Genomic DNA, 18,540 nt, shown 5'->3' on the forward strand with positions numbered 1-18,540 from the left:
GCACCCCTGCCGGGGGTTTTTCTTCGCCCTGATTCCACAGGCGTTAGCTTGATGGTAACCATATTCTGCCATGCCCGCATATGGACCTGCGCGGACAGGTGACCAGACCGAATTCCGCGCACACTGAGTGGATGGGGAATTATGATGTGGACCTGGCTGACTTTAGCGCGCCCTATATTGGCCGCCCGGGCCGTTTTGGGCGGTGCCCTGATAGGGTTAGCTATACCAGCTTTCGCGCCGCCTGCTTATGCAGCAGGCGATCTGCTGATCGCGCCGACGCGCGTTATATTGGATGGCAGGCGCGGGACGGAAGTGATCCTGAACAATATTGGCGATGAAGAGGCGACCTATCGCATCACGCTTGAACTGCGGCGGATGAACGATCAGGGGCGGCTGGACGATGTTGATGCGGTCGCGGCCAATGACAAGGAAAAATCCGCGCTTGATGTCATCCGCTACGCCCCGCGCCGCGTAACCCTGCCCCCCAATCAACCGCAGTCGATCCGCATCGGCCTGCAGGCGATCGATGCGCTGCCCGATGGCGAATATCGCGCACATATGCTGTTTCGCGCCATTCCCAAGACCCCGGCCGCAGACGGCACCACAGATGCCGGCAACAGTTTGCGAATCCAGCTTATTCCCATTTACGGAATCAGCATTCCGGTCATCGTCCGCAAAGGCAATTTGCAGGGAACCGCAGCGTTGACCAATGTCCGCATCGGTAAGGACAATGAAGGCCCTACGCTGGAATTCGACATGGCACGTCAGGGGAACAAATCAATATTTGGTGAAATTCATGTCACCAAACCCGGTCAATCCGAACCGATTTCGGTGGCCAAGGGCATTGCCATCTATCCCGAAATCACCAGCCGTATCGTATCCCTCCCCCTTACCCCTGATGTGGCGGCGAAGATGCGCGGCGAAGTGGTCATTTCCTATTATGAAGCCCCCGAAGCCGGTGGCGGATTGATCGCACAGGTCCGCACCGTCCTGCCATAGCGCCCCCGTGGGCTGGCCAGAACCCGCTATATATGCACAGATATTTTCATAAGGCCGCACAGGCATTGACGGCGATGGCCGTAGCGACAGGGATGCTCACCATCCCGGTCGCATCGGCGCGCGCGTCGACCTGGCAGGCCAATGAAGATGATGCGCTCCTGTTCGATGTCCGCGTCGGACAATGGCGGGTCGGTGACGGGGTGCGCGGCTATCAGACCGATAGCGGCGTATGCGTTGATTTTGCCGATATCGTTATCGCCTTTGACCTTCCTGTCCGGCTCGACAAAAAGTCGCGCCGCGCAACTGGCTGGCTGTTCGAAGAAAGCCGGACCTTCACACTTGACCGTGACTCCAATATAGTACAAATCGTGAACAAAAGCGCGCCGGTGGCACCGACCGCCATTCGCGACGTTCCGGAAGGCTGGTGCGTCGATACCAAAATGCTGGCAAGCTGGCTGAATGTCGAGATAAAGGCCGATCTGTCCAACGCGCTGTTGATTGTCAGTGCCGATCGCAAACTGCCATTCGAACTGGCCGAAGAACGTAAGGCGCGGGCGGGCAAAGTACGTCCAGCCAAGGCATTTGACCTTGCCAGCCTGCCGCAGGCCCGCGATCCCTATAAAATGTTCCGTACACCATCGGTTGACGTCGTGGCGTCTGTCGGTGCCGCGCATGACAAGCGCAGCGGCGGCCGTCTTGATGCCCGTTATGAAATTTATCTCAGTTCCGAAATTGCTGGCGCGTCCTTTGATGCACGTCTGTCATCGGATGACCGGGGAATTCCGGAAAATCTTCGAATCCGGACCTATAAGACCGATCCTGATGGCGGGCTGCTTGGTCCGCTGAAGGCGACGCATTGGGCATTGGGCGATGTCGCCACCAATGCGACACCTTTGGGGGTGCAGACAACTGCCGGACGCGGTGCATTCATTACCAATCGCCCGCTGAACCGGCCCGACAGTTTTGACCGCACGGCGTTTCGCGGGGAATTGCCTAATGGCTGGGACGCCGAACTGTATCGCAACGAACAATTGATCGGCTATGTGCAAAGCCGTGGCGATGGCCGGTATGAATTTCTCGATGTCCAGTTGCTGTACGGGCAGAACCGTTTCGAGGTTGTTCTTTACGGGCCGCAAGGCCAGATTCGGCGTGATGTCAAAATGATCCCTGTCGGACTCGGCTCGATACCGCCACGCGAAACCTATTATTGGTCGGCCGTACAGGATTCCGGACGCGACCTCATCAATCTGGGCGGCGTGGAACCCGGAGACTATCTCGGTCTGCGTGGTGGATTCGGGCTTGAAAGGGGTCTTGACGCCAGGACGTCTGTCGCCGCGTCGCTATTTACGTCGGTTTTACGGGGCAATCGCACGACCTATCTCGAAGGTTCGGTGCGTCGTGCCATCGGACCAACACTGGTGGAACTGGCCAGCGCCGCCAATCTGGCTGGCGGCTATGCCGTGCGCGGCCAGCTTTTGGCGCAGGTCGGAGAAACATTGGTCAGTGGCGAAAGTGCATGGCTGCTCGGCGGTTATGAAAGCGAGCGCTATGACCGCGACGTCCGCCGATTCAACAGCCTGTCGGTCGACCACAGCCTGCGCTTTGGCCGCCACGCCCTTCCGGTGCGCGCCGAATTGCGCTATATTGACCGCATAGATGGTGGCCACCGGATCGAAGCAGAGTCAAGACTATCATTTAATATCAACAAGATAAATGCAAGCACGGAGCTGATATGGGTAAAGGATCATAGCCCTTCGGGCAGCGACCCCGATGCGCGCCTTGACACATCGTTACGCTTGTCCGGGCGGATCGGCGGCCTGCGTTTGCGTGGTGAGGCAACGCTGGCCCTGACAGGTGATCGCGGCTTTCGCGAATCAAAAATAACCGGAGAGTGGCGCGCAGGCGACACGTCAGACTGGAAAGTCGAGGCCGGATATTCCAGCGGTGACTCGCGCGGTCGCCTCGCGCTTGGACACACCCGCCGATTCCGGCATTTCGCCCTTACAGGTCAGGTAGAGGTCGCAAGCGACGGGTCGGCTGCCGCCGGATTGAACCTTGCGGTCAGCATCGGTCCAGATCCGCACAAGGGCGGAATGCGTTTCACCTCGGAAAAGCTCGCTTCGTCAGGTCAGGCATTTGCGATTGTATTTCAGGACGAAAATGCCGACGGCATCCGGCAACCGGGTGAAGCGGTGCAAAAGGAAGTGGAATTGACCGCCGGCCTGTCTGCCCGCGGCCCGCCGACCGACGCACAGGGCCGGACGGTGATTGACGGGTTGCAACCCTATGAACCGGTGTTGATTGGAATCGACGCATCCACTTTGCCTGATCCCTTTGTCCAACCGGCAACAAGCGGGGTGGTTGTAACGCCACGCCCGGGCATTCCGGTCATTATCGAACTGCCGCTGGTTTCAGCAGGCGAAATTTCGGGGAATTTGCAACGCGAAGGCGGCAGGATTTTGAGCGGTGTCGACATCGAACTGCTCGACCGGAACGGCCGCGTGATCAAGACGACGCGCAGCGAATATGATGGGTTCTTTCTGTTCGAATTTGTCCCATATGGTCGTTACAGCCTGCGAATAGCGGCGTTGTCGGCCAATGTGGTCGGCGTCGAAATGGCGTTGCCCACGGTTGCGGAACTTGGCAGGAATGGCGGCAGTATCGACTTGGGTATCGTAACGGCACGACCGGCACAGCGAGTGGCAGGGCTAGCCCAGGCGGCGCAGGGGCCTTAAGGTCGGCTCTGATTTGGGTTCGCGCAAAGTCGCAAGGAAGCGGCAACATATTCCCTCAAATCTCCACATCAAAGACGCTGTTTCTTTGGTGGCACCATAGGGAGTGTTAATAACCTTCGCCTCATTCACACGCGAACTCCGCGAACTCCGCGCCCTCCATGTGAACCAAATAACTTGAGCATATCGGGTTCACGCGGAGTTCGCGGAGGCTATCCCCGATGCGAGGGGATCGGCGCCTTAAGACCGGACGCGGGTGGGGAAGAGGCGTTTGAGGTTGGCTACTTTGGGCTTGTCCCAGGCCAGAATATAGGGGTGCGACGGGTTTTTCGTCATAAAGTCCTGATGATAGTTTTCCGCCGGATAAAAACTGAAGGCTTCAATGCGCGTAACAATCGGCCTTTTCCAATAGCCCGCCTTGCCCAGTTGCGCGATATAGGCGGTAGCAGCCTTGCGCTGGACGGCGTTGGCGGGGAAGATGGCGGTGCGATATTGACTGCCGCTGTCTGGACCCTGACGGTTCAACTGGGTTGGATCATGGGTTACCGAAAAGAAGATATGCAGCAAGTCATTATAGCTGACGACTGCAGGATTATACCGGATGCGGACCGATTCGGCATGACCTGTCGTCCCGGTGCTGACCAGATCATAATCGGCCTTGGCCTTGGTACCGCCCGAATAACCTGATTCGGCACTGGTGACGCCCTTGACGCGTTCAAACACGCCTTCAATGCCCCAGAAACAACCGCCGGCAAAAACAGCCGTTTGCGTGGTTTCGGGTTCAACTATCGGGGCCTTTGGCGCGGCGATGCTGACGCCTTCGGCGGCATGGGCCAGACCGATAGGGGCCGGTCCGCAGGCGGCGGTGAAAGCCAGTGCGGCGGCAAGGATGGTAAGTTTATCGAGGTAACGAAATTTCTTCATGAATAGACGCTCCAACCAATATCGACCCTGTGGCTTCGACCTCGCCATGATTGGCTTTGGCCGGATCGACCAGCGTCAATCCTGCAACACCCAGGGCAAAGCCGCCCAGAAGGCTGAGGAAAAGATCTGATCGTACAAAGTCGAAAATATGGTCCATGATGTTTCTCTTGTTATCGCCTATTCGGCAGCACGAGCAGATACGTTACCCGGCCACAAAAGGTTTCATGCAGAGTGCACGTTAAACCGCGCTTAACAGCCGGTTACCCCGCATAGTTTTGCGTTCAGACGAGCGCAGCGCAGGCTGATTGGATGCGGGTGCAGGCTTCTTTCAGGATTTCCGCCGATGTGGCGTAGGAAATGCGGAAGCCGGGCGACAGGCCAAAGGCTGCGCCATGCACGGCGGCGACGCGGTAATCGTCGAGGAAATAGTCGATCAGATCGGCATCAGTCTCGATCTTCTTTCCCTTCGGCGTCGTTTTGCCCATGACGCCGCTGGCGTCAGGATAGACGTAGAAGGCGCCTTCGGGTGTGGGGCAGCTGAGCCCGGGGGCATCGTTCAGCATCGCCACCACCAGATCGCGCCGTTCCTTGAATGCGGCATTGCGATCACGCAGAAAATCCTGCGGGCCGTTGAGCGCGGCAAGAACGGCATATTGGCTGATCGAGCAGGGGTTGCTGGTCGATTGCGACTGAAGATCGGCCATCGCCTTGATCAGCCATGCAGGTCCACCGGCATAGCCGATACGCCAGCCGGTCATGGCATAGGCCTTGGACGCGCCGTTCATGGTCAACGTGCGATCATAGAGATCGGGGCAGACCTGCAACATGGTCGTAAAGGGCGACTGTGCATACCAGATATGTTCGTACATATCATCGGTCAGCAACATGACATGCGGGTGTTTCATCAACACCTGTCCCAACGCCTCAAGCTCGACCGCATTATAGGCAGCGCCGGTGGGGTTGGAGGGCGAGTTGAGGATCAGCCAGCGGGTCCGGGGCGTGATCGCGGCGTCCAGCTGTTCGGGGGTGATCTTGTAATTTTGCGCGACGGTCGCCATGATGACGACCGGCGTGCCGCCCGCAAACTGCACGATATCGGGATAGCTGACCCAATAAGGCGCGGGGATGATGACCTCATCACCCTTGTCGAGCGTTGCGACCAGCGCGTTGAACAGCGTGTGTTTGCCGCCCGAGTTCACCGTAATCTGCTTGGGCGTATAATCAATGCCATTGTCGCGCTTGAACTTGGCGATGATCGCCTGCTTCAGCGGGGCGATGCCGTCGACGGCGGTGTATTTGGTCATCCCGTCGCGAATGGCCTGAATAGCGGCCTCTTTCACAAAGTCGGGGGTGTCGAAATCAGGCTCACCGGCGGACAGGCCAATCACGTCAATGCCCTGTGCCTTCAGGTCAATCACCCGGCCCGACATGGCAAGGGTGGCGGAAGGGGCGATCCTGCCGAGGGCGGCGGACAGGCGGTCGATCATGGGACTGGCTTTCACGGGCTGAATTGAACGCAAATGGGTGACTGTTTTCGTGATTTCCGGGCCGTGAAATGTTCCATTTCCCTCGAAATCACTTCAGGCTGCCCCTAATGCCTCACCGAAAATTACGCAACCCTTGTGGCCGGGATTAATCCTCGCAAAGAGTTGCCGACATAAAAAGGCGCGTCCAGATCGGCGGCGAACAGGTCTGCCTCGACCGCTTGCCCATTATCGACCAGTTCGCGCCGCAGCACGGAGGGCAAAAGACCTGTCGCCAGCCGCGGGGTCTGCAGCGTGCCGTCGCGCTCGACAAAAAGCGCGGTAATGCTTCCTTCGGTCAGGCGGCCGTCGGGCGTGGTGAACAGAACCTCGTCGCAATCGGGCCGCGATCGGCGCGCCTCGTCGTAAAAGGCGCGGTCGCTGGTCTTGTGGCGCAGGCGGAAATCGGCGCTGTCCACCGGAAGCGGTACCACCGCAACACGCCAGCCTGTTGTCTCGTCCAGCGGCCGGACCTCGATCGACAAGGCCCCGCCCTTGGACGCAAGCAGCCGGATTTTCGACAGCCTGTCGAGATGGAAGGTCGCGGCGTGCAGCCGGTTGCGTGCCTCGTGTCGGTCGAACTCGAATCCGAACACCCGCGCGCTTTCCTTCATCCGTTCCAGATGCAGTTCCAGCCGCAAGATGCCCTGCGCCGGTTCAAAGCGCATTGTTTCAATCAGGTCAAAACCGATCCCACCCACCTTCGCAAAATCCCCCTTTGCAAGACATTCCGCCCATTCAGCGTCCACGTCGGAATCCGCGACGATGCCGGACCCCAGCCCCAATGAAACCGTCTTCGTCGTTTCGCACAAGGTAAAAGTGCGGATCGCGACATTAAACGCCGCATCGCCCCCGGCATCGATCCGCCCGATGGACCCGCAATAAAGGCCGCGCGGTGCGGCTTCGGTCTCGGCGATGATCTGCATGGCGCGGATCTTGGGGGCACCGGTAATGGAGCCGCACGGGTACAGCGCCGCGATCACGTCCACCGCATCGCGCCCGTGTGCCAGTTCGCCCGTGACGGTCGAGGTCATCTGGTGGACGGTGGGATAGCTTTCTATATGGAACAGGTCCGGCACGCGTACTGACCCGGCCTCGCACACCCGCGACAGATCGTTACGCAACAGGTCCACGATCATCAGATTTTCCGCCCGCTGCTTGGGGTCGGTCCGCAGATGTTCGGCCTCCGCCACATCGGCCACAGGATCGGCGCGGCGTTCGGCTGTGCCTTTCATCGGCCTGGTCGTCACGCGGCGGTCTTTTGCTGCAAAAAACAGTTCGGGCGAGAAGGACAGATAATAGCGTTCGCCTGTCCAGACCACGCCGCCATAGCCCGCCGCCGCCCGCGGGCGCAGCGCGGCATAGAGCGCGAGCGGATCCCCGGCATAGTCGGCAAGCAGGGGAAAGGTCAGGTTCGCCTGATAGATATCGCCCGCCTTGATATAGTCCTGCACCGCGGTAAAGGCCCGTGCATAGTCGCCCCGCGTGATCTGCGGGCGCAGCGGCGACAGCCATGCACCCGCCGGATCGGGCAGGCATGACGCCATGGCGCCTGAGTCAAGCTGTTGATATTCGGTGAATAATCCAAACCAAGCCAGCGTTCCCGACGGCGGCTGGCCCAGTTGCGGCAAGAGCGCGGCGCCCGCGTCAAAGCTTAAAAATCCGGCGGTTTGCAGCCCGTCGGCCTGCGCCGCGCGAAGCTGTTCGAGCAGCGGGTCAACCTCTTCCCCGCTCTGTGCCGTCAGAACTGCAACCGGATCGGCATAGAGCCGCGCCGGCGACGCACCCGTCGTGCGGGCGTCGTCGAGCAGCACAAAAGGAGATTTCCGGAAAGCTGGAGCGGGTGAGGGGAATCGAACCCCCGTATTCAGCTTGGGAAGCTGCTGCTCTACCATTGAGCTACACCCGCTTGTCCGCGTGCCATTATCGCGCAGGGGCCAAAATGGCTATGCCTTTAACCGCGCGGCATGCCATGCAAGATGGTCGGCCATGAAGGTGGAGATGAAATAATAGCTATGGTCATAGCCGGGCTGCATCCGGATCGTCGCCTTTTGCCCCGCCGCCGCACACGCCTCCACCAGCAAATGCGTCTTGAGCTGTTCCGCCAGAAAATTGTCCGCCTCGCCCTGGTCGACCAGCAGGTCGGGCAGACGGGCACCGGTAGCGATCAGCGCGCAGGCATCATATTCGGCCCATATCTCGCGGTCCGGCCCCAGATAACCGCCCAGCGCCTTTTCCCCCCAGGGGCAATTCAGCGGTGATACGATGGGCGCAAAGGCCGACGTCGCCTTATATTTTCCCGGATCGCGCAATGACAAGGTGAGCGCGCCATGCCCGCCCATCGAATGCCCCATGATACCCTGCCGTTCCATATCGACGGGGAAATGTGCGGCAACCAGTTGCGGCAATTCGCTCTCGATATAGCCGCGCATCCGGTAATGTTCGGCAAAGGGTTCGACCAGCGCATTGACATAAAAGCCCGCGCCAAGGCCGAAATCATAGGCCCCGTCGGAATCATCGGGCACGCCCTCACCCCGTGGGCTGGTATCGGGGGCGACAAAGATCAGACCCAGTTCCGAACAGGCCCGGCGAAATTCGCCCTTTTCGGTGACATTGGCATGGGTGCAGGTCAGACCCGACAGATACCAGACCACCGGCAATTTGGCACCCGGCGCATGGGGCGGGACATAGACCGAAAAAGTCATATCCGTCCCCGTCGCGGTCGAGTGATGTTTATAAACACCCTGCACCCCACCAAAAGCGGTGTTCGTCGAAACCGTTTCAAATGTCATGCAAGATGTCCTTCGGTCAGTCGGTGACGCGGTGCAGCGCGCACAGCTTGTTGCCATCGGGATCGCGCAGATAGGCGAGATACAGCTTCATGCCATTGCCTTCGCGCACACCGGGGGGATCCTCAATCGCCTTGCCGCCATTGGCAACGCCTGCGTCATGCCAGGCATTGGCAATTTCAGGAGTCATCGCAAAGCCGATGGTCTGTCCATTACCCGGAGTCGCAGGCTGACCATCAATTGGCGGCGTGACCAGAAACAGCGCGCCATTGTGCATATAGATCAGGCGACCCTTGGGGTCCAGAACGCCCTCTTTGCCGCCCATTGCGATGAATGTAGCATCGTAAAATTTCTTGGACCGGGCGATATCGTTGCTGCCCACCATCATATGACTGTACATTTTCCATCTCCTTTAAACCGGTCTTGCGCTGAACGCTCCGCCCGCTTTGACCATCAACCCCCAAGAGGCGCAAGCCCAATTTTTCTGGCAGGCGCGCGCCAGCGTGGCGCTTGCCGGGTATTTTCAAGCAGGTCGAGTCTGTTTTTGTCCGAACGGAAAAAGCGGAGATTTTGGGGAAAAGCTATATCCCTGCATACCAGTCATAATCATGGGCATCTTCCCAATAGCCGCCCTTGCCACCAAAGAATTTTTTCAAATCATCGGTCGCCTCGACGCGCATGACATATTTGGCCTGCTTATAGCCCAATTGCCGTTCGACCCGAAGGCGCAAGGGCGCGCCATGTTTGACGGGTAATATACCGTCATTCATGCTCCATGCCAAAATGGTTTGCGGGTGGAATGCATCGATCAGGTCGATTGATTCATAATAGGGCGTGCCCGGCCCCCATTGGTCGGCGCAGTGAAACACGACATAGCGTGCGCGCGACGACAGTCCGGCCGCCTGCAACAACAGCCTGAGCGGTGTACCGCGCCATTTTCCAATCGCACTCCATCCTTCAACGCAATCATGGCGGGTAATCTGTTCGCGTGACGGCATCGCCATCAGCTTTTTCAGATCAAGATTGAGCGGATTTTTGACCATGCCGTCGATCCGCAATTGCCAGCTTGCAAATTTGTCCGCGACATGGGCTGCATATTCAGGGGTTCCGCCGCTGATCGATCCATTGGCCTTGAAAATCGGCGACATATCCGCCTCGCCAAATTCGGGGGCGAGCGCGCCACGGTCCATGATCAACCGGTGTGCGCCGTTGTTCAGCGCTTCGCCCGTCCGCAGGAATGAACGAAAACGGGCATCCTCGGTCAACGCATCGCAACCGGCGAGCAACAGGCCACCGCCGCCCAACGCCGCCGCGCTCAGAAATTTCCGGCGCGGCACAATCATTTTGGAATCGCTCATGCGGGTTCTCCCTGTACAACTTCGGGTTGGGGAAGTGGATCGGCCTTACCCGGTAATGTATATTTGCCGGTAATCATCGAACGCACCTCGTTGATTGGTCCGGCCAGCAATACCATCGCCATATGCACAAAGAAAAAGGCGACCAGTGAAAACGCAGCGATAAAGTGGATCGATCGCGCAGATTGCCGCCCGCCAAACAGGTCGAGCAACCACGGCCAAGCCGCATTCATCGCAGGGGACATGGTCAGTCCGGTAAATATGATAAGCGGTAAAAGAATGAAGAGTACGGAAATATATGCGAATTTTTGCAGGATATTATAGTCTTTTGCAGCGGCCCCAGTCGGAAAGCGCAACCGGGCATGGTCTTTGATATCATGCCAGATATGGCCGATCGACCATTCCCATTTGCGGATATGCAAATCATTGCGGACATGCCCGTTCCAAAGCGAACGGAGCATATAGAGGGTCAGCCCAACCGCCAATATCCAGGCAAAGGTGAAATGCCAACGCCGCGCGGCTTGTAAGTCATAAGCCGATGGTATTGTAATCCAATGCGGAAAAGCCCGGCGCTTGACCTCACCTTCCGAATTTTTCCAGATACCAAGGACGCCGGTGGTTTCAACACGAACGCCCGCAATCTCGACAAAGCCAGTGTCGCCTGCATCATCGATAACCAGCCAGGCCTTGTCATCATTGGCGCCATAATCGCCCCAATAAAGCCGCGCATGCGCGTTGAAAATCATCAACCCGCTCATCAACATGACAAATAATGTTATCGCATTGGTCCAATGCCATAATCGTGTCGACAAACGATGCCGCTTCACGACATCCCCCGGTTTCAATTCTGCCTGCGCCATCCTTCACTCCCCTTTTGCATCCTATCCTGCCAGAGAAGGTTCGCGCCGAACAGCGATAAAGTTACAAGACCCCTCGTTACTCTCTCCCGCCAAAGGGGAGGAAGTGAAGGTGATGCCTACCTTCTCCGCGAACTCGGCGTGAACCCGATATGCTCAACTTGTTTGGTTCACGCGGAGGGCGCGGAGTTCGCGGAGGTACAGAGTGAATAAGGCGAGGGTCGTTGACACGCCCTATGGTGCCACCAAAGAAACAGCGTCGTTGACCCGGAGATTTGAGGGAATCTGTTGCCCCTTCTTTGCGACTTTGCGCGAACCAAAAAGCACTTTCCGCACCGTTGATGCCCCTCTCCAACCGTGCCTGGACCGTGCGGCCAATGCTCCATATCCTCTCCCTCCAAAAGGGGAGAGTTACACCCATAATGGTTTTCCGTCTGTCTGGCGGGCTCTTTCGGCCTCGAGTGCGTCGGCCTGACGGATGATGGACATCTTTACGGCTTCGACATCTACCGGGCCGGTGTTCCATGCGGTTCGGCGTTCGCCGCGATATTTGTGGTGATAGGCCAGTAATTGGATTGCATCGCCATAGCGGTCGAGACGGATTTCGCGGGGTATGCCGACATAATAATCATCGGTCTGGTCAAGCGCGTCATAAAGCAACCGGATTTCCATGGCCTGTAGCCCGATTTTCAGTGCTTCCTCCCACTCCTTGGCAAAAGGGGTCCATTTATTTCTGCGCGTATAAGCAGAAGAGCGGTCATGCCCCGCCGCAGCGCAGGCCAACGTCACATTGCATGTTGTGGCAAGTGTATCGAGGAACCGTTTTTCGTCGGCGCGAGTCCAGCCATTTGGTCCCGCGCGCTGGGTCCGGCTCGGTGCGCCATACGGGCTTTGCGTGATGATCAGCGCCGAGCCATCGCTGTCCCACCGCGCGCCAGAGGGTGTCGGACGCTCTTCGTTGGCGAGGCGCAATTCGGCTTGCGTCCGGGCAGCGTCCATGTCTGCGGCAAATTCTGGGTCACTTTGCCGTTTGCGGTAAACAGAGGCATTGTTGACCTTTGCCCTGTCGCTGGCCAGTCTGACATTGCCGGTTTCCGCCAGCGCGCGCAGAAAGCGCGCCCGCCAGCGCGGCGGACGGGGTTTGCAGTTTCGCATTACAGGTCCTTTCAAGATTTGGGGAAACAGCCGCAAAGGCGGAAAACGCGGCTTTGCGACAATATCATTGTCTAAAAGATGCAGCGTCACGCTGTCAAGAAAAATAACCTATTTGGTTACTATCCGCGATAGGCGGGAATAGCCCAGCCTTTCAGGATGGCCATTGCCCGCAGAATGAAACCGGCCATTGCGCTCAGGATTGCGGCCAGAAGCACGGGCAGGCCGATCCACAGCAGTAGCACGAACAGACCGGAGGCAAGCGCCGCGGCGGTGACATAGATTTCGGGCTTGAGCAGGATCGACGGCTCGCCAGCCAATACATCGCGGATGATACCGCCGACGCACGCGGTAATGACGCCCATCATCATCGCGGGCAGCAGGGGCACGCCAAATGTCAGCGACTTCCATGCGCCAAATACGGCGTAAATGGCAATGCCGATAGCATCGAACCAGTCGAGCGCGCGCGCATTCCAGAAGGATTTGGGCGTCACCCACACCAAACCCGCCGTCACCAGACAAGTGGCGGCAAAGCGCCAGTCATGCACCCAGAACACCGGTGCCCCGATCAGAAGATCGCGCACGGTACCGCCACCAACGCCGGTGACCAGTGCAAAAAATGTAAAGGTTACGAGTGTCTGGCCGCGATGCGCCGCTGCCAACGCGCCAGACGCTGCAAAAACGGCAATGCCGAACAGATCGAGCCAGACGATGAGTGCGGGCGCAAGCTGGACGGCCTCTTCAACCATTGTCACATATGGATCGGCTTGCCCGTGACCGCCATCGCCGCCTCTTTCAACGCCTCGGCTTGGGTGGGGTGGGCGTGGCAGGTGTAGGCAATATCTTCGGATGTCGCACCGAATTCCATTGAGAGCGCGGCTTCGGCGATCATGCTGCCCGCGATCGAGGCGATGATATGGACGCCCAGCACACGGTCGGTTTTGGCATCGGCGATGACTTTTACAAAGCCGTCGGTGTCGCGGTTCGTCTTGGCGCGGCTGTTGGCCATCATCGGGAACTTGCCGACCTTGATCTCGCCCTGTGCCTTTGCCTCTTCCTCGGTCAGGCCAACGCTGGCGATTTCGGGATAGGTGTAGACGACGCCGGGAATGACGTCATGGTTCACAATGCCGGTCAGGCCCGCGACGAATTCGGCGGCGGCAATGCCCTCGTCTTCCGCCTTGTGCGCCAGCATTGGGCCGGGGACGACGTCGCCAATGGCATAGATGCCGGGCACGCTGGTCTGGAAATCATGGCCGATGTCGATCTGGCCACGGCCGTTGACGGTCAGGCCCGCCTTGCCGAGGGCAAGGCCGTCGGTATTGGGCTTGCGGCCGATGGCGACGAGGACGCAATCGGCCTCGATGCTCTCCGCAGCGCCGCCTGCGGCCGGTTCGACGGTCAGTGTCGCGGTGCTGCCCTTGACGGTGGCGCCAGTGACCTTGGTGCCGGTGCGGATGGTGAAGCCCTGCTTCTTGAAGATTTTGGCGGCTTCCTTGCGGACTTCGCCGTCCATGCCGGGCAGGATCTGGTCGAGATATTCAACCACGGTGACTTGCGCGCCAAGACGCAGCCACACGCTGCCCAGCTCCAGCCCGATCACACCGCCGCCAATGACGACAAGATGCTTGGGCACCTTGGGCAAGGCGAGCGCACCGGTGGAATCGACAATCACCTTATGGTCGATGGTGACGCCCGGCAGCGGGGTGACGGACGACCCCGTCGCGATCATGATTTTCGGGGCAGTATAGCTTTTGCCCGCCACATCGATGCTGTTAGGCGAGGTGAAGGCCGCATGGCCCTTCAGCCAGTCGACCTTGTTCTTCTTGAACAGAAACTCGATACCGCCGGTCAACTCGTTCACGGCCTTGGTCTTTTCTGCCTGCATCTGGTCGAGGTTCAAGCCGACGCTCTTGAAGTCTATACCGAATTTGGCAAGCGCGCCCGACTGTGCCTCATGGTAAAGTTCCGACGCGTGGAGCATCGCCTTGGACGGGATGCAGCCGACGTTGAGGCAGGTTCCGCCCAGCGTTTCGCGGCTTTCTACGCATGCGGTTTTCAGGCCGAGCTGTGCGGCACGGATCGCGGCGACATATCCACCGGGACCTGCGCCAATGACGATCAGGTCATAATCTTGTTCTGCCATGGTGTTGGCTCCTTAAAGGTCGATCAACAAACGGGCGGGGTCTTCAATCGCCTCTTTGACGATCTTGAGGAAAGTCACCGCCTCGCGCCCGTCGATCAGGCGGTGGTCGTAGCTGAGGGCGAGATACATCATCGGGCGCACGACAACGGCCCCATTGCGGACCACAGGCCGGTCTTCGATACGATGCAGCCCCAGAACAGCGCTCTGCGGCGGGTTGATGATGGGTGTCGACATCAGGCTGCCAAAGACGCCGCCATTGGAGATGGTGAAAGTACCACCGGTCATGTCGTCCATCGTCAACGAGCCGGTCTTCGCCTTGGCACCGAAATCGGCGATTGCTTTTTCGATTTCGGCAAAGCTCATGGCATCGGCATTGCGAACCACAGGGACGACCAGACCATTGGGGGCGCTGACCGCAACTGAAACATCGAGATAATTGTGGTAGACGATTTCGTCGCCTTCAATCTGGGCATTCACCGATGGCACATCGCGCGCGGCAAGGGCAACGGCCTTTGTGAAAAAGCCCATGAAGCCCAGGCGGACGCCATGCTTCTTTTCGAACAATTCCTTATATTTGTCGCGCGTCGCGATGACTTCGCTCATGTCACAATCATTGAAGGTCGTCAAAAGCGCCGCGGTTTCCTGCGCGCTCTTCAGCCGCTTGGCGATCGTCTGGCGCAGACGGGTCATCTTGACCCGCTCTTCCTGACGCGCGCCTGCGGGGACGGCCTTTGCCGGAGCCGCCTCAGCCGAGGGGGACGATTCGGCAGGTGCAACCTTTGCGGCGGCAACCACGTCTTCCTTCGTCAGGCGTCCGTCCTTGCCGGTGCCCTTGATCTTGCTAGGATCGATACCGAGTTCGAGAACGAGTCGGCGGACTGCTGGCGAAAGCGGAAGGTCGCTGGCTTCTGCAGCAGGCGCTGCTGCTGCCGGTACGGGCGCAGGTGTCGTTGCGACCGGTTGCGGAGCTGCGGATGCGGCAGGAGCTGGCGCTGCGGTACCGGCGCTGCCTTCTTCGATGGATGCAATCACGGCACCCACATTGACCGTCGCGCCTTCTTCGACGCTGTATGCGCCCATGATTCCGGCGACGGGTGCGGGCACCTCGATAGCAACCTTGTCGGTTTCAAGGCTGGCAATCGGCTCGTCGGCGGCCACGGCTTCACCCGGCTTTTTCAGCCATTGGCCAAGGGTGGCCTCGGTGATGGATTCGCCCAGTACGGGAACTTTGACTTCGGTGCTCATAGGGATCAGCCTTTTCTCTGACGGCGGATTTCTGCGCGGACATTATGACCAAGGGCGTCGGCAACCAATGCGGCCTGCTCGGCCTGATGGCGCTTGGCAAGGCCGGTTGCGGTCGCTGCGGCGGCTTTACGTCCGGCATAGCGCGCGCGGGTCGGTTTGACCTTTGCGTTCAACAGACATTCTTCAATGAAGGGATCGACGAAGGACCAGCTCCCCGCGTTTTTGGGTTCTTCCTGGGCCCAGACAACTTCTTCCAACGCGGTCATGCGCTTCAGGCGAACGATCAAGGGTTCGCCCGGGAAAGGGTAGAGCTGCTCGATCCGCACAATCGCGGTGTCGGTATCGCCCGCTGCATTGCGGGCCTCCATCAGGTCATAGGCGAGCTTGCCGGAGCAGAGCACCAGACGTTTCACATCCTTGTCTGCGGGCGCGTCGGGATCGGACAATATCCGCATGAAATGGCTGTCGCCCTGGAAATCCTCTGACTTGGAAACCGCCATTTTGTGCCGCAGCAGGGATTTGGGTGTCATGACAACCAGAGGCTTGCGGAACGACCGCGCCATTTGACGGCGCAGCAAGTGGAAGTAATTTGCAGGCGTCGTGCAGTTGGCGACCTGGATATTGTCTTCGGCACAAAGTTGCAGGAACCGCTCAAGCCGGGCCGAGCTATGTTCGGGACCCTGACCTTCATAGCCATGAGGCAACAGCATCACCAAACCGTTGGCGCGCAGCCATTTGGCCTCGCCCGCCGCAATGAACTGATCGATCATGGTCTGCGCGCCGTTGGCGAAGTCGCCAAATTGTGCTTCCCACAAGACCAGCGTTTTGGGTTCGGCACCGGAATAGCCATATTCATAGCCGAGCACGCCAAATTCCGACAGCGGACTGTCCAGAACCTCGAACCGGCCATGCGGCAATGTCGACAGGGGCACATATTTCTCTTCAGTGCCTTGATCGACCCAGACGGCGTGCCGCTGGCTGAAGGTACCGCGGCCTGAATCCTGCCCCGAAAGACGCACGCCAAAACCTTCGGACAGCAGCGCGCCAAAGGCCAGCGCTTCGCCCGTTGCCCAGTCGAAATTTTCACCGGCGGTGAACATCGTTTTCTTGGCATCGAGAACGCGGCCAAGGGTTGGATGGATATTCAGCGTTTCCGGAACGGCGGTCAATGTGCGGCCCAAGCTGTCGAACAGCTTTTTGGAGATGCCCGTTTCCACATTGCGGCGTGCCGTTTCGGGGTCCGCCGGCTTGGAAAGCCCCGACCAGCGTCCGCCGAACCAGTCCGCCGCATTGGGCTTGTAATCGGCGGCCCCTGCAAATTCCTGTTCCAGCAAGGCGACAAAGCGCATGGCATGTTCATTGACCCAGTTGGCATCGATCACGCCTTCGGCTTGCAGCCTCTTGGCGTAGATTTCGCTGACGCCCGGGTGGCCCTTGATGACCTTGTACATCAAAGGTTGCGTGAAGCTGGGCTCATCGCCTTCATTATGGCCGAAGCGGCGGTAGCACCACATGTCGATCACGATATCGCGGTGGAATGTCTGGCGGAATTCGATCGCGATCTTGCACGCAAAGGTCACCGCTTCCGGGTCGTCGCCGTTCACATGGAAAATCGGGGCCTGAACGCCCTTTGCGACATCCGACGGATAAGGCGACGAGCGCGCATATTGCGGGCTGGTGGTAAAGCCGACCTGGTTGTTCACGATGAAGTGCAGGCAGCCGCCGGTATTATAACCTCGAATACCCGAAAAGCCGAGGCACTCCCAAACGATGCCCTGTCCCGCAAAGGCCGCGTCGCCATGCAACAGAACCGGCAGAACCTGCTCATGCTTGCCAAGGTCGCCGCGCGCGGTCTGGTTTGCACGAACCTTTCCGAGAACGACCGGATTAACGGCCTCCAAATGGGACGGGTTGGGAACAAGGCTCATATGCACTTTGATGCCGTCAAATTCGCGGTCGGTGCTGGTGCCCAGATGGTATTTCACATCGCCCGAACCGCCGACGTCATCGGGGTTGGCGCTTCCGCCCGAAAATTCATGAAAGATGATGCGATAGGGTTTGCCCATAACATTGGCCAAAACGTTCAGGCGGCCGCGATGCGGCATGCCGTAAACGATTTCGCGGACGCCCAGTTGACCGCCATATTTGATGACCGCCTCAAGCGCCGGAATCATGGACTCACCACCGTCCAGACCGAAGCGCTTCGTGCCTACATATTTGCGGCCCAGGAATTTTTCGTACTGCTCGGCCTCGATGACCTTGGCCAGAATCGCTTTCTTGCCTTCGGGCGTGAAATGGATCGCGGCGTCTCTGCCCTCCATCCGATCCTGCAGGAACCGGCGTTCCTCGACGTCTGAAATATGCATATATTCCAGACCAACGGGCCCACAATAGTTCGCCCGCAAAATGTCCACCAGCTCGCGCACGGTGGTCCATTCAAGGCCCAATGTGCCGCCAACATAGACTTTCCGGTCGAGGTCCGCGCCCGAAAAGCCGTGATATTCGGGGGTTAAATCCGCCGGTATTTCCTGCTTCGAAAGGCCCAGCGGGTCGAGATTTGCGGCCAGATGTCCCCGTACCCTATAGGTACGCACCAGCATCATCGCGCGGATTGAATCGTTCGCCGCCGCAACCGCGTCGGCCTCCGCCATCGGCTTACCTGCTGCTTTTGCAGCCGCCTTCACCTCGACCGCCATTTGTGTGGGGTCGAGCGATGCCGTCAATTCGTCGGTGGCCGATAAAGGCCAGTTGGCGCGTTCCCAGCTGGGACCGCGTTCCATTTCAAAATCCTGATTCTCAAGACCCATAATTATGCCTT

The 18,540-nt window shown here is 58.8% G+C and carries 15 protein-coding genes and 1 tRNA gene; 2 read left to right on the top strand and 14 right to left on the bottom strand.

The window, feature by feature from the left end:
• Window positions 1–141: 141 nt before the first annotated feature.
• Window positions 142–999 carry a fimbrial biogenesis chaperone gene (locus tag EUU23_RS11920; RefSeq protein ID WP_246156444.1) on the top strand — a complete coding sequence of 286 codons (858 nt, stop codon included), beginning with the start codon at window positions 142–144 and terminating at the stop codon, window positions 997–999.
• Window positions 1,000–1,031: 32 nt separating this feature from the next.
• Window positions 1,032–3,734, top strand: coding sequence for a carboxypeptidase regulatory-like domain-containing protein (locus EUU23_RS11925; RefSeq protein WP_160354308.1), 2,703 nt, complete (start codon window positions 1,032–1,034; stop codon window positions 3,732–3,734).
• A 237-nt stretch (window positions 3,735–3,971) separates the two neighbouring features.
• On the opposite strand, the gene msrA is transcribed toward EUU23_RS11925, so the two are convergent.
• From msrA to EUU23_RS11995, 14 genes are all read right to left on the bottom strand, one after another.
• Window positions 3,972–4,655 (bottom strand): peptide-methionine (S)-S-oxide reductase MsrA, encoded by a 684-nt coding sequence (msrA, locus tag EUU23_RS11930; RefSeq protein WP_160354309.1) that lies wholly within the window; start codon window positions 4,653–4,655, stop codon window positions 3,972–3,974.
• Window positions 4,630–4,812 carry a hypothetical protein gene (locus tag EUU23_RS11935; protein WP_160354310.1) on the bottom strand — a complete coding sequence of 61 codons (183 nt, stop codon included), beginning with the start codon at window positions 4,810–4,812 and terminating at the stop codon, window positions 4,630–4,632. Before EUU23_RS11935 ends, msrA begins: the two co-directional genes overlap by 26 nt.
• Window positions 4,813–4,936: 124 nt before the next feature.
• Window positions 4,937–6,139, bottom strand: a complete 1,203-nt coding sequence (locus EUU23_RS11940; protein ID WP_160354739.1) for an aminotransferase class I/II-fold pyridoxal phosphate-dependent enzyme — start codon at window positions 6,137–6,139, stop codon at window positions 4,937–4,939.
• Window positions 6,140–6,264: 125 nt separating this feature from the next.
• Entirely contained in the window at window positions 6,265–7,992 is a 1,728-nt protein-coding gene (gene pabB / locus EUU23_RS11945) for an aminodeoxychorismate synthase component I (protein WP_160354311.1), read from the bottom strand.
• 21 nt (window positions 7,993–8,013) lie between these two features.
• A tRNA-Gly gene (locus EUU23_RS11950) sits at window positions 8,014–8,087 on the bottom strand.
• A gap of 37 nt (window positions 8,088–8,124) precedes the next feature.
• On the bottom strand, window positions 8,125–8,970 hold the full coding sequence (fghA, locus tag EUU23_RS11955; RefSeq protein WP_160354312.1) for an S-formylglutathione hydrolase: 846 nt from the start codon (window positions 8,968–8,970) through the stop codon (window positions 8,125–8,127).
• Between the two features lie 16 nt (window positions 8,971–8,986).
• Window positions 8,987–9,367, bottom strand: a complete 381-nt coding sequence (locus EUU23_RS11960; protein ID WP_160354313.1) for a VOC family protein — start codon at window positions 9,365–9,367, stop codon at window positions 8,987–8,989.
• 181 nt (window positions 9,368–9,548) lie between these two features.
• Window positions 9,549–10,310: a molybdopterin-dependent oxidoreductase gene (locus EUU23_RS11965; protein ID WP_160354740.1), complete on the bottom strand. Its 762-nt coding sequence runs from the start codon at window positions 10,308–10,310 to the stop codon at window positions 9,549–9,551.
• 11 nt (window positions 10,311–10,321) lie between these two features.
• Window positions 10,322–11,182: a cytochrome b/b6 domain-containing protein gene (locus EUU23_RS11970; protein ID WP_160354314.1), complete on the bottom strand. Its 861-nt coding sequence runs from the start codon at window positions 11,180–11,182 to the stop codon at window positions 10,322–10,324.
• 408 nt (window positions 11,183–11,590) lie between these two features.
• The gene (locus EUU23_RS11975) at window positions 11,591–12,334 is read right to left on the bottom strand and encodes a hypothetical protein (protein ID WP_160354315.1); all 744 of its coding nucleotides are present in this window, start codon (window positions 12,332–12,334) and stop codon (window positions 11,591–11,593) included.
• Window positions 12,335–12,453: 119 nt separating this feature from the next.
• The gene (locus tag EUU23_RS11980) at window positions 12,454–13,080 is read right to left on the bottom strand and encodes a trimeric intracellular cation channel family protein (RefSeq protein WP_160354741.1); all 627 of its coding nucleotides are present in this window, start codon (window positions 13,078–13,080) and stop codon (window positions 12,454–12,456) included.
• 2 nt (window positions 13,081–13,082) lie between these two features.
• Window positions 13,083–14,477 (bottom strand): dihydrolipoyl dehydrogenase, encoded by a 1,395-nt coding sequence (gene lpdA, locus EUU23_RS11985; protein WP_160354316.1) that lies wholly within the window; start codon window positions 14,475–14,477, stop codon window positions 13,083–13,085.
• Between the two features lie 12 nt (window positions 14,478–14,489).
• Window positions 14,490–15,722 carry a 2-oxoglutarate dehydrogenase complex dihydrolipoyllysine-residue succinyltransferase gene (gene odhB / locus EUU23_RS11990; RefSeq protein ID WP_160354317.1) on the bottom strand — a complete coding sequence of 411 codons (1,233 nt, stop codon included), beginning with the start codon at window positions 15,720–15,722 and terminating at the stop codon, window positions 14,490–14,492.
• Window positions 15,723–15,727: 5 nt separating this feature from the next.
• Window positions 15,728–18,529: a 2-oxoglutarate dehydrogenase E1 component gene (locus EUU23_RS11995; RefSeq protein ID WP_160354318.1), complete on the bottom strand. Its 2,802-nt coding sequence runs from the start codon at window positions 18,527–18,529 to the stop codon at window positions 15,728–15,730.
• Between the last annotated feature and the right edge of the window lie 11 nt (window positions 18,530–18,540).

This window comes from Sphingorhabdus profundilacus (genome assembly GCF_009769755.1).
In the GTDB taxonomy this organism is placed as follows: Bacteria; Pseudomonadota; Alphaproteobacteria; order Sphingomonadales; family Sphingomonadaceae; genus Sphingorhabdus_B; species Sphingorhabdus_B profundilacus.

What these genes read in the sequence shown, in the direction of transcription:
- odhB (WP_160354317.1), bottom strand. Translation starts at nt 15,722, where the DNA reads ATGAGCACCGAAGTCAAAGTTCCCGTACTGGGCGAATCCATCACCGAG.
- EUU23_RS11960 (WP_160354313.1), bottom strand. Translation starts at nt 9,367, where the DNA reads ATGTACAGTCATATGATGGTGGGCAGCAACGATATCGCCCGGTCCAAG.
- EUU23_RS11975 (WP_160354315.1), bottom strand. Translation starts at nt 12,334, where the DNA reads ATGCGAAACTGCAAACCCCGTCCGCCGCGCTGGCGGGCGCGCTTTCTG.
- EUU23_RS11920 (WP_246156444.1), top strand. Translation starts at nt 142, where the DNA reads ATGATGTGGACCTGGCTGACTTTAGCGCGCCCTATATTGGCCGCCCGG.
- EUU23_RS11995 (WP_160354318.1), bottom strand. Translation starts at nt 18,529, where the DNA reads ATGGGTCTTGAGAATCAGGATTTTGAAATGGAACGCGGTCCCAGCTGG.
- msrA (WP_160354309.1), bottom strand. Translation starts at nt 4,655, where the DNA reads ATGAAGAAATTTCGTTACCTCGATAAACTTACCATCCTTGCCGCCGCA.
- EUU23_RS11935 (WP_160354310.1), bottom strand. Translation starts at nt 4,812, where the DNA reads ATGGACCATATTTTCGACTTTGTACGATCAGATCTTTTCCTCAGCCTT.
- lpdA (WP_160354316.1), bottom strand. Translation starts at nt 14,477, where the DNA reads ATGGCAGAACAAGATTATGACCTGATCGTCATTGGCGCAGGTCCCGGT.
- EUU23_RS11970 (WP_160354314.1), bottom strand. Translation starts at nt 11,182, where the DNA reads ATGGCGCAGGCAGAATTGAAACCGGGGGATGTCGTGAAGCGGCATCGT.
- EUU23_RS11980 (WP_160354741.1), bottom strand. Translation starts at nt 13,080, where the DNA reads ATGGTTGAAGAGGCCGTCCAGCTTGCGCCCGCACTCATCGTCTGGCTC.
- EUU23_RS11965 (WP_160354740.1), bottom strand. Translation starts at nt 10,310, where the DNA reads ATGATTGTGCCGCGCCGGAAATTTCTGAGCGCGGCGGCGTTGGGCGGC.
- fghA (WP_160354312.1), bottom strand. Translation starts at nt 8,970, where the DNA reads ATGACATTTGAAACGGTTTCGACGAACACCGCTTTTGGTGGGGTGCAG.
- EUU23_RS11925 (WP_160354308.1), top strand. Translation starts at nt 1,032, where the DNA reads ATGCACAGATATTTTCATAAGGCCGCACAGGCATTGACGGCGATGGCC.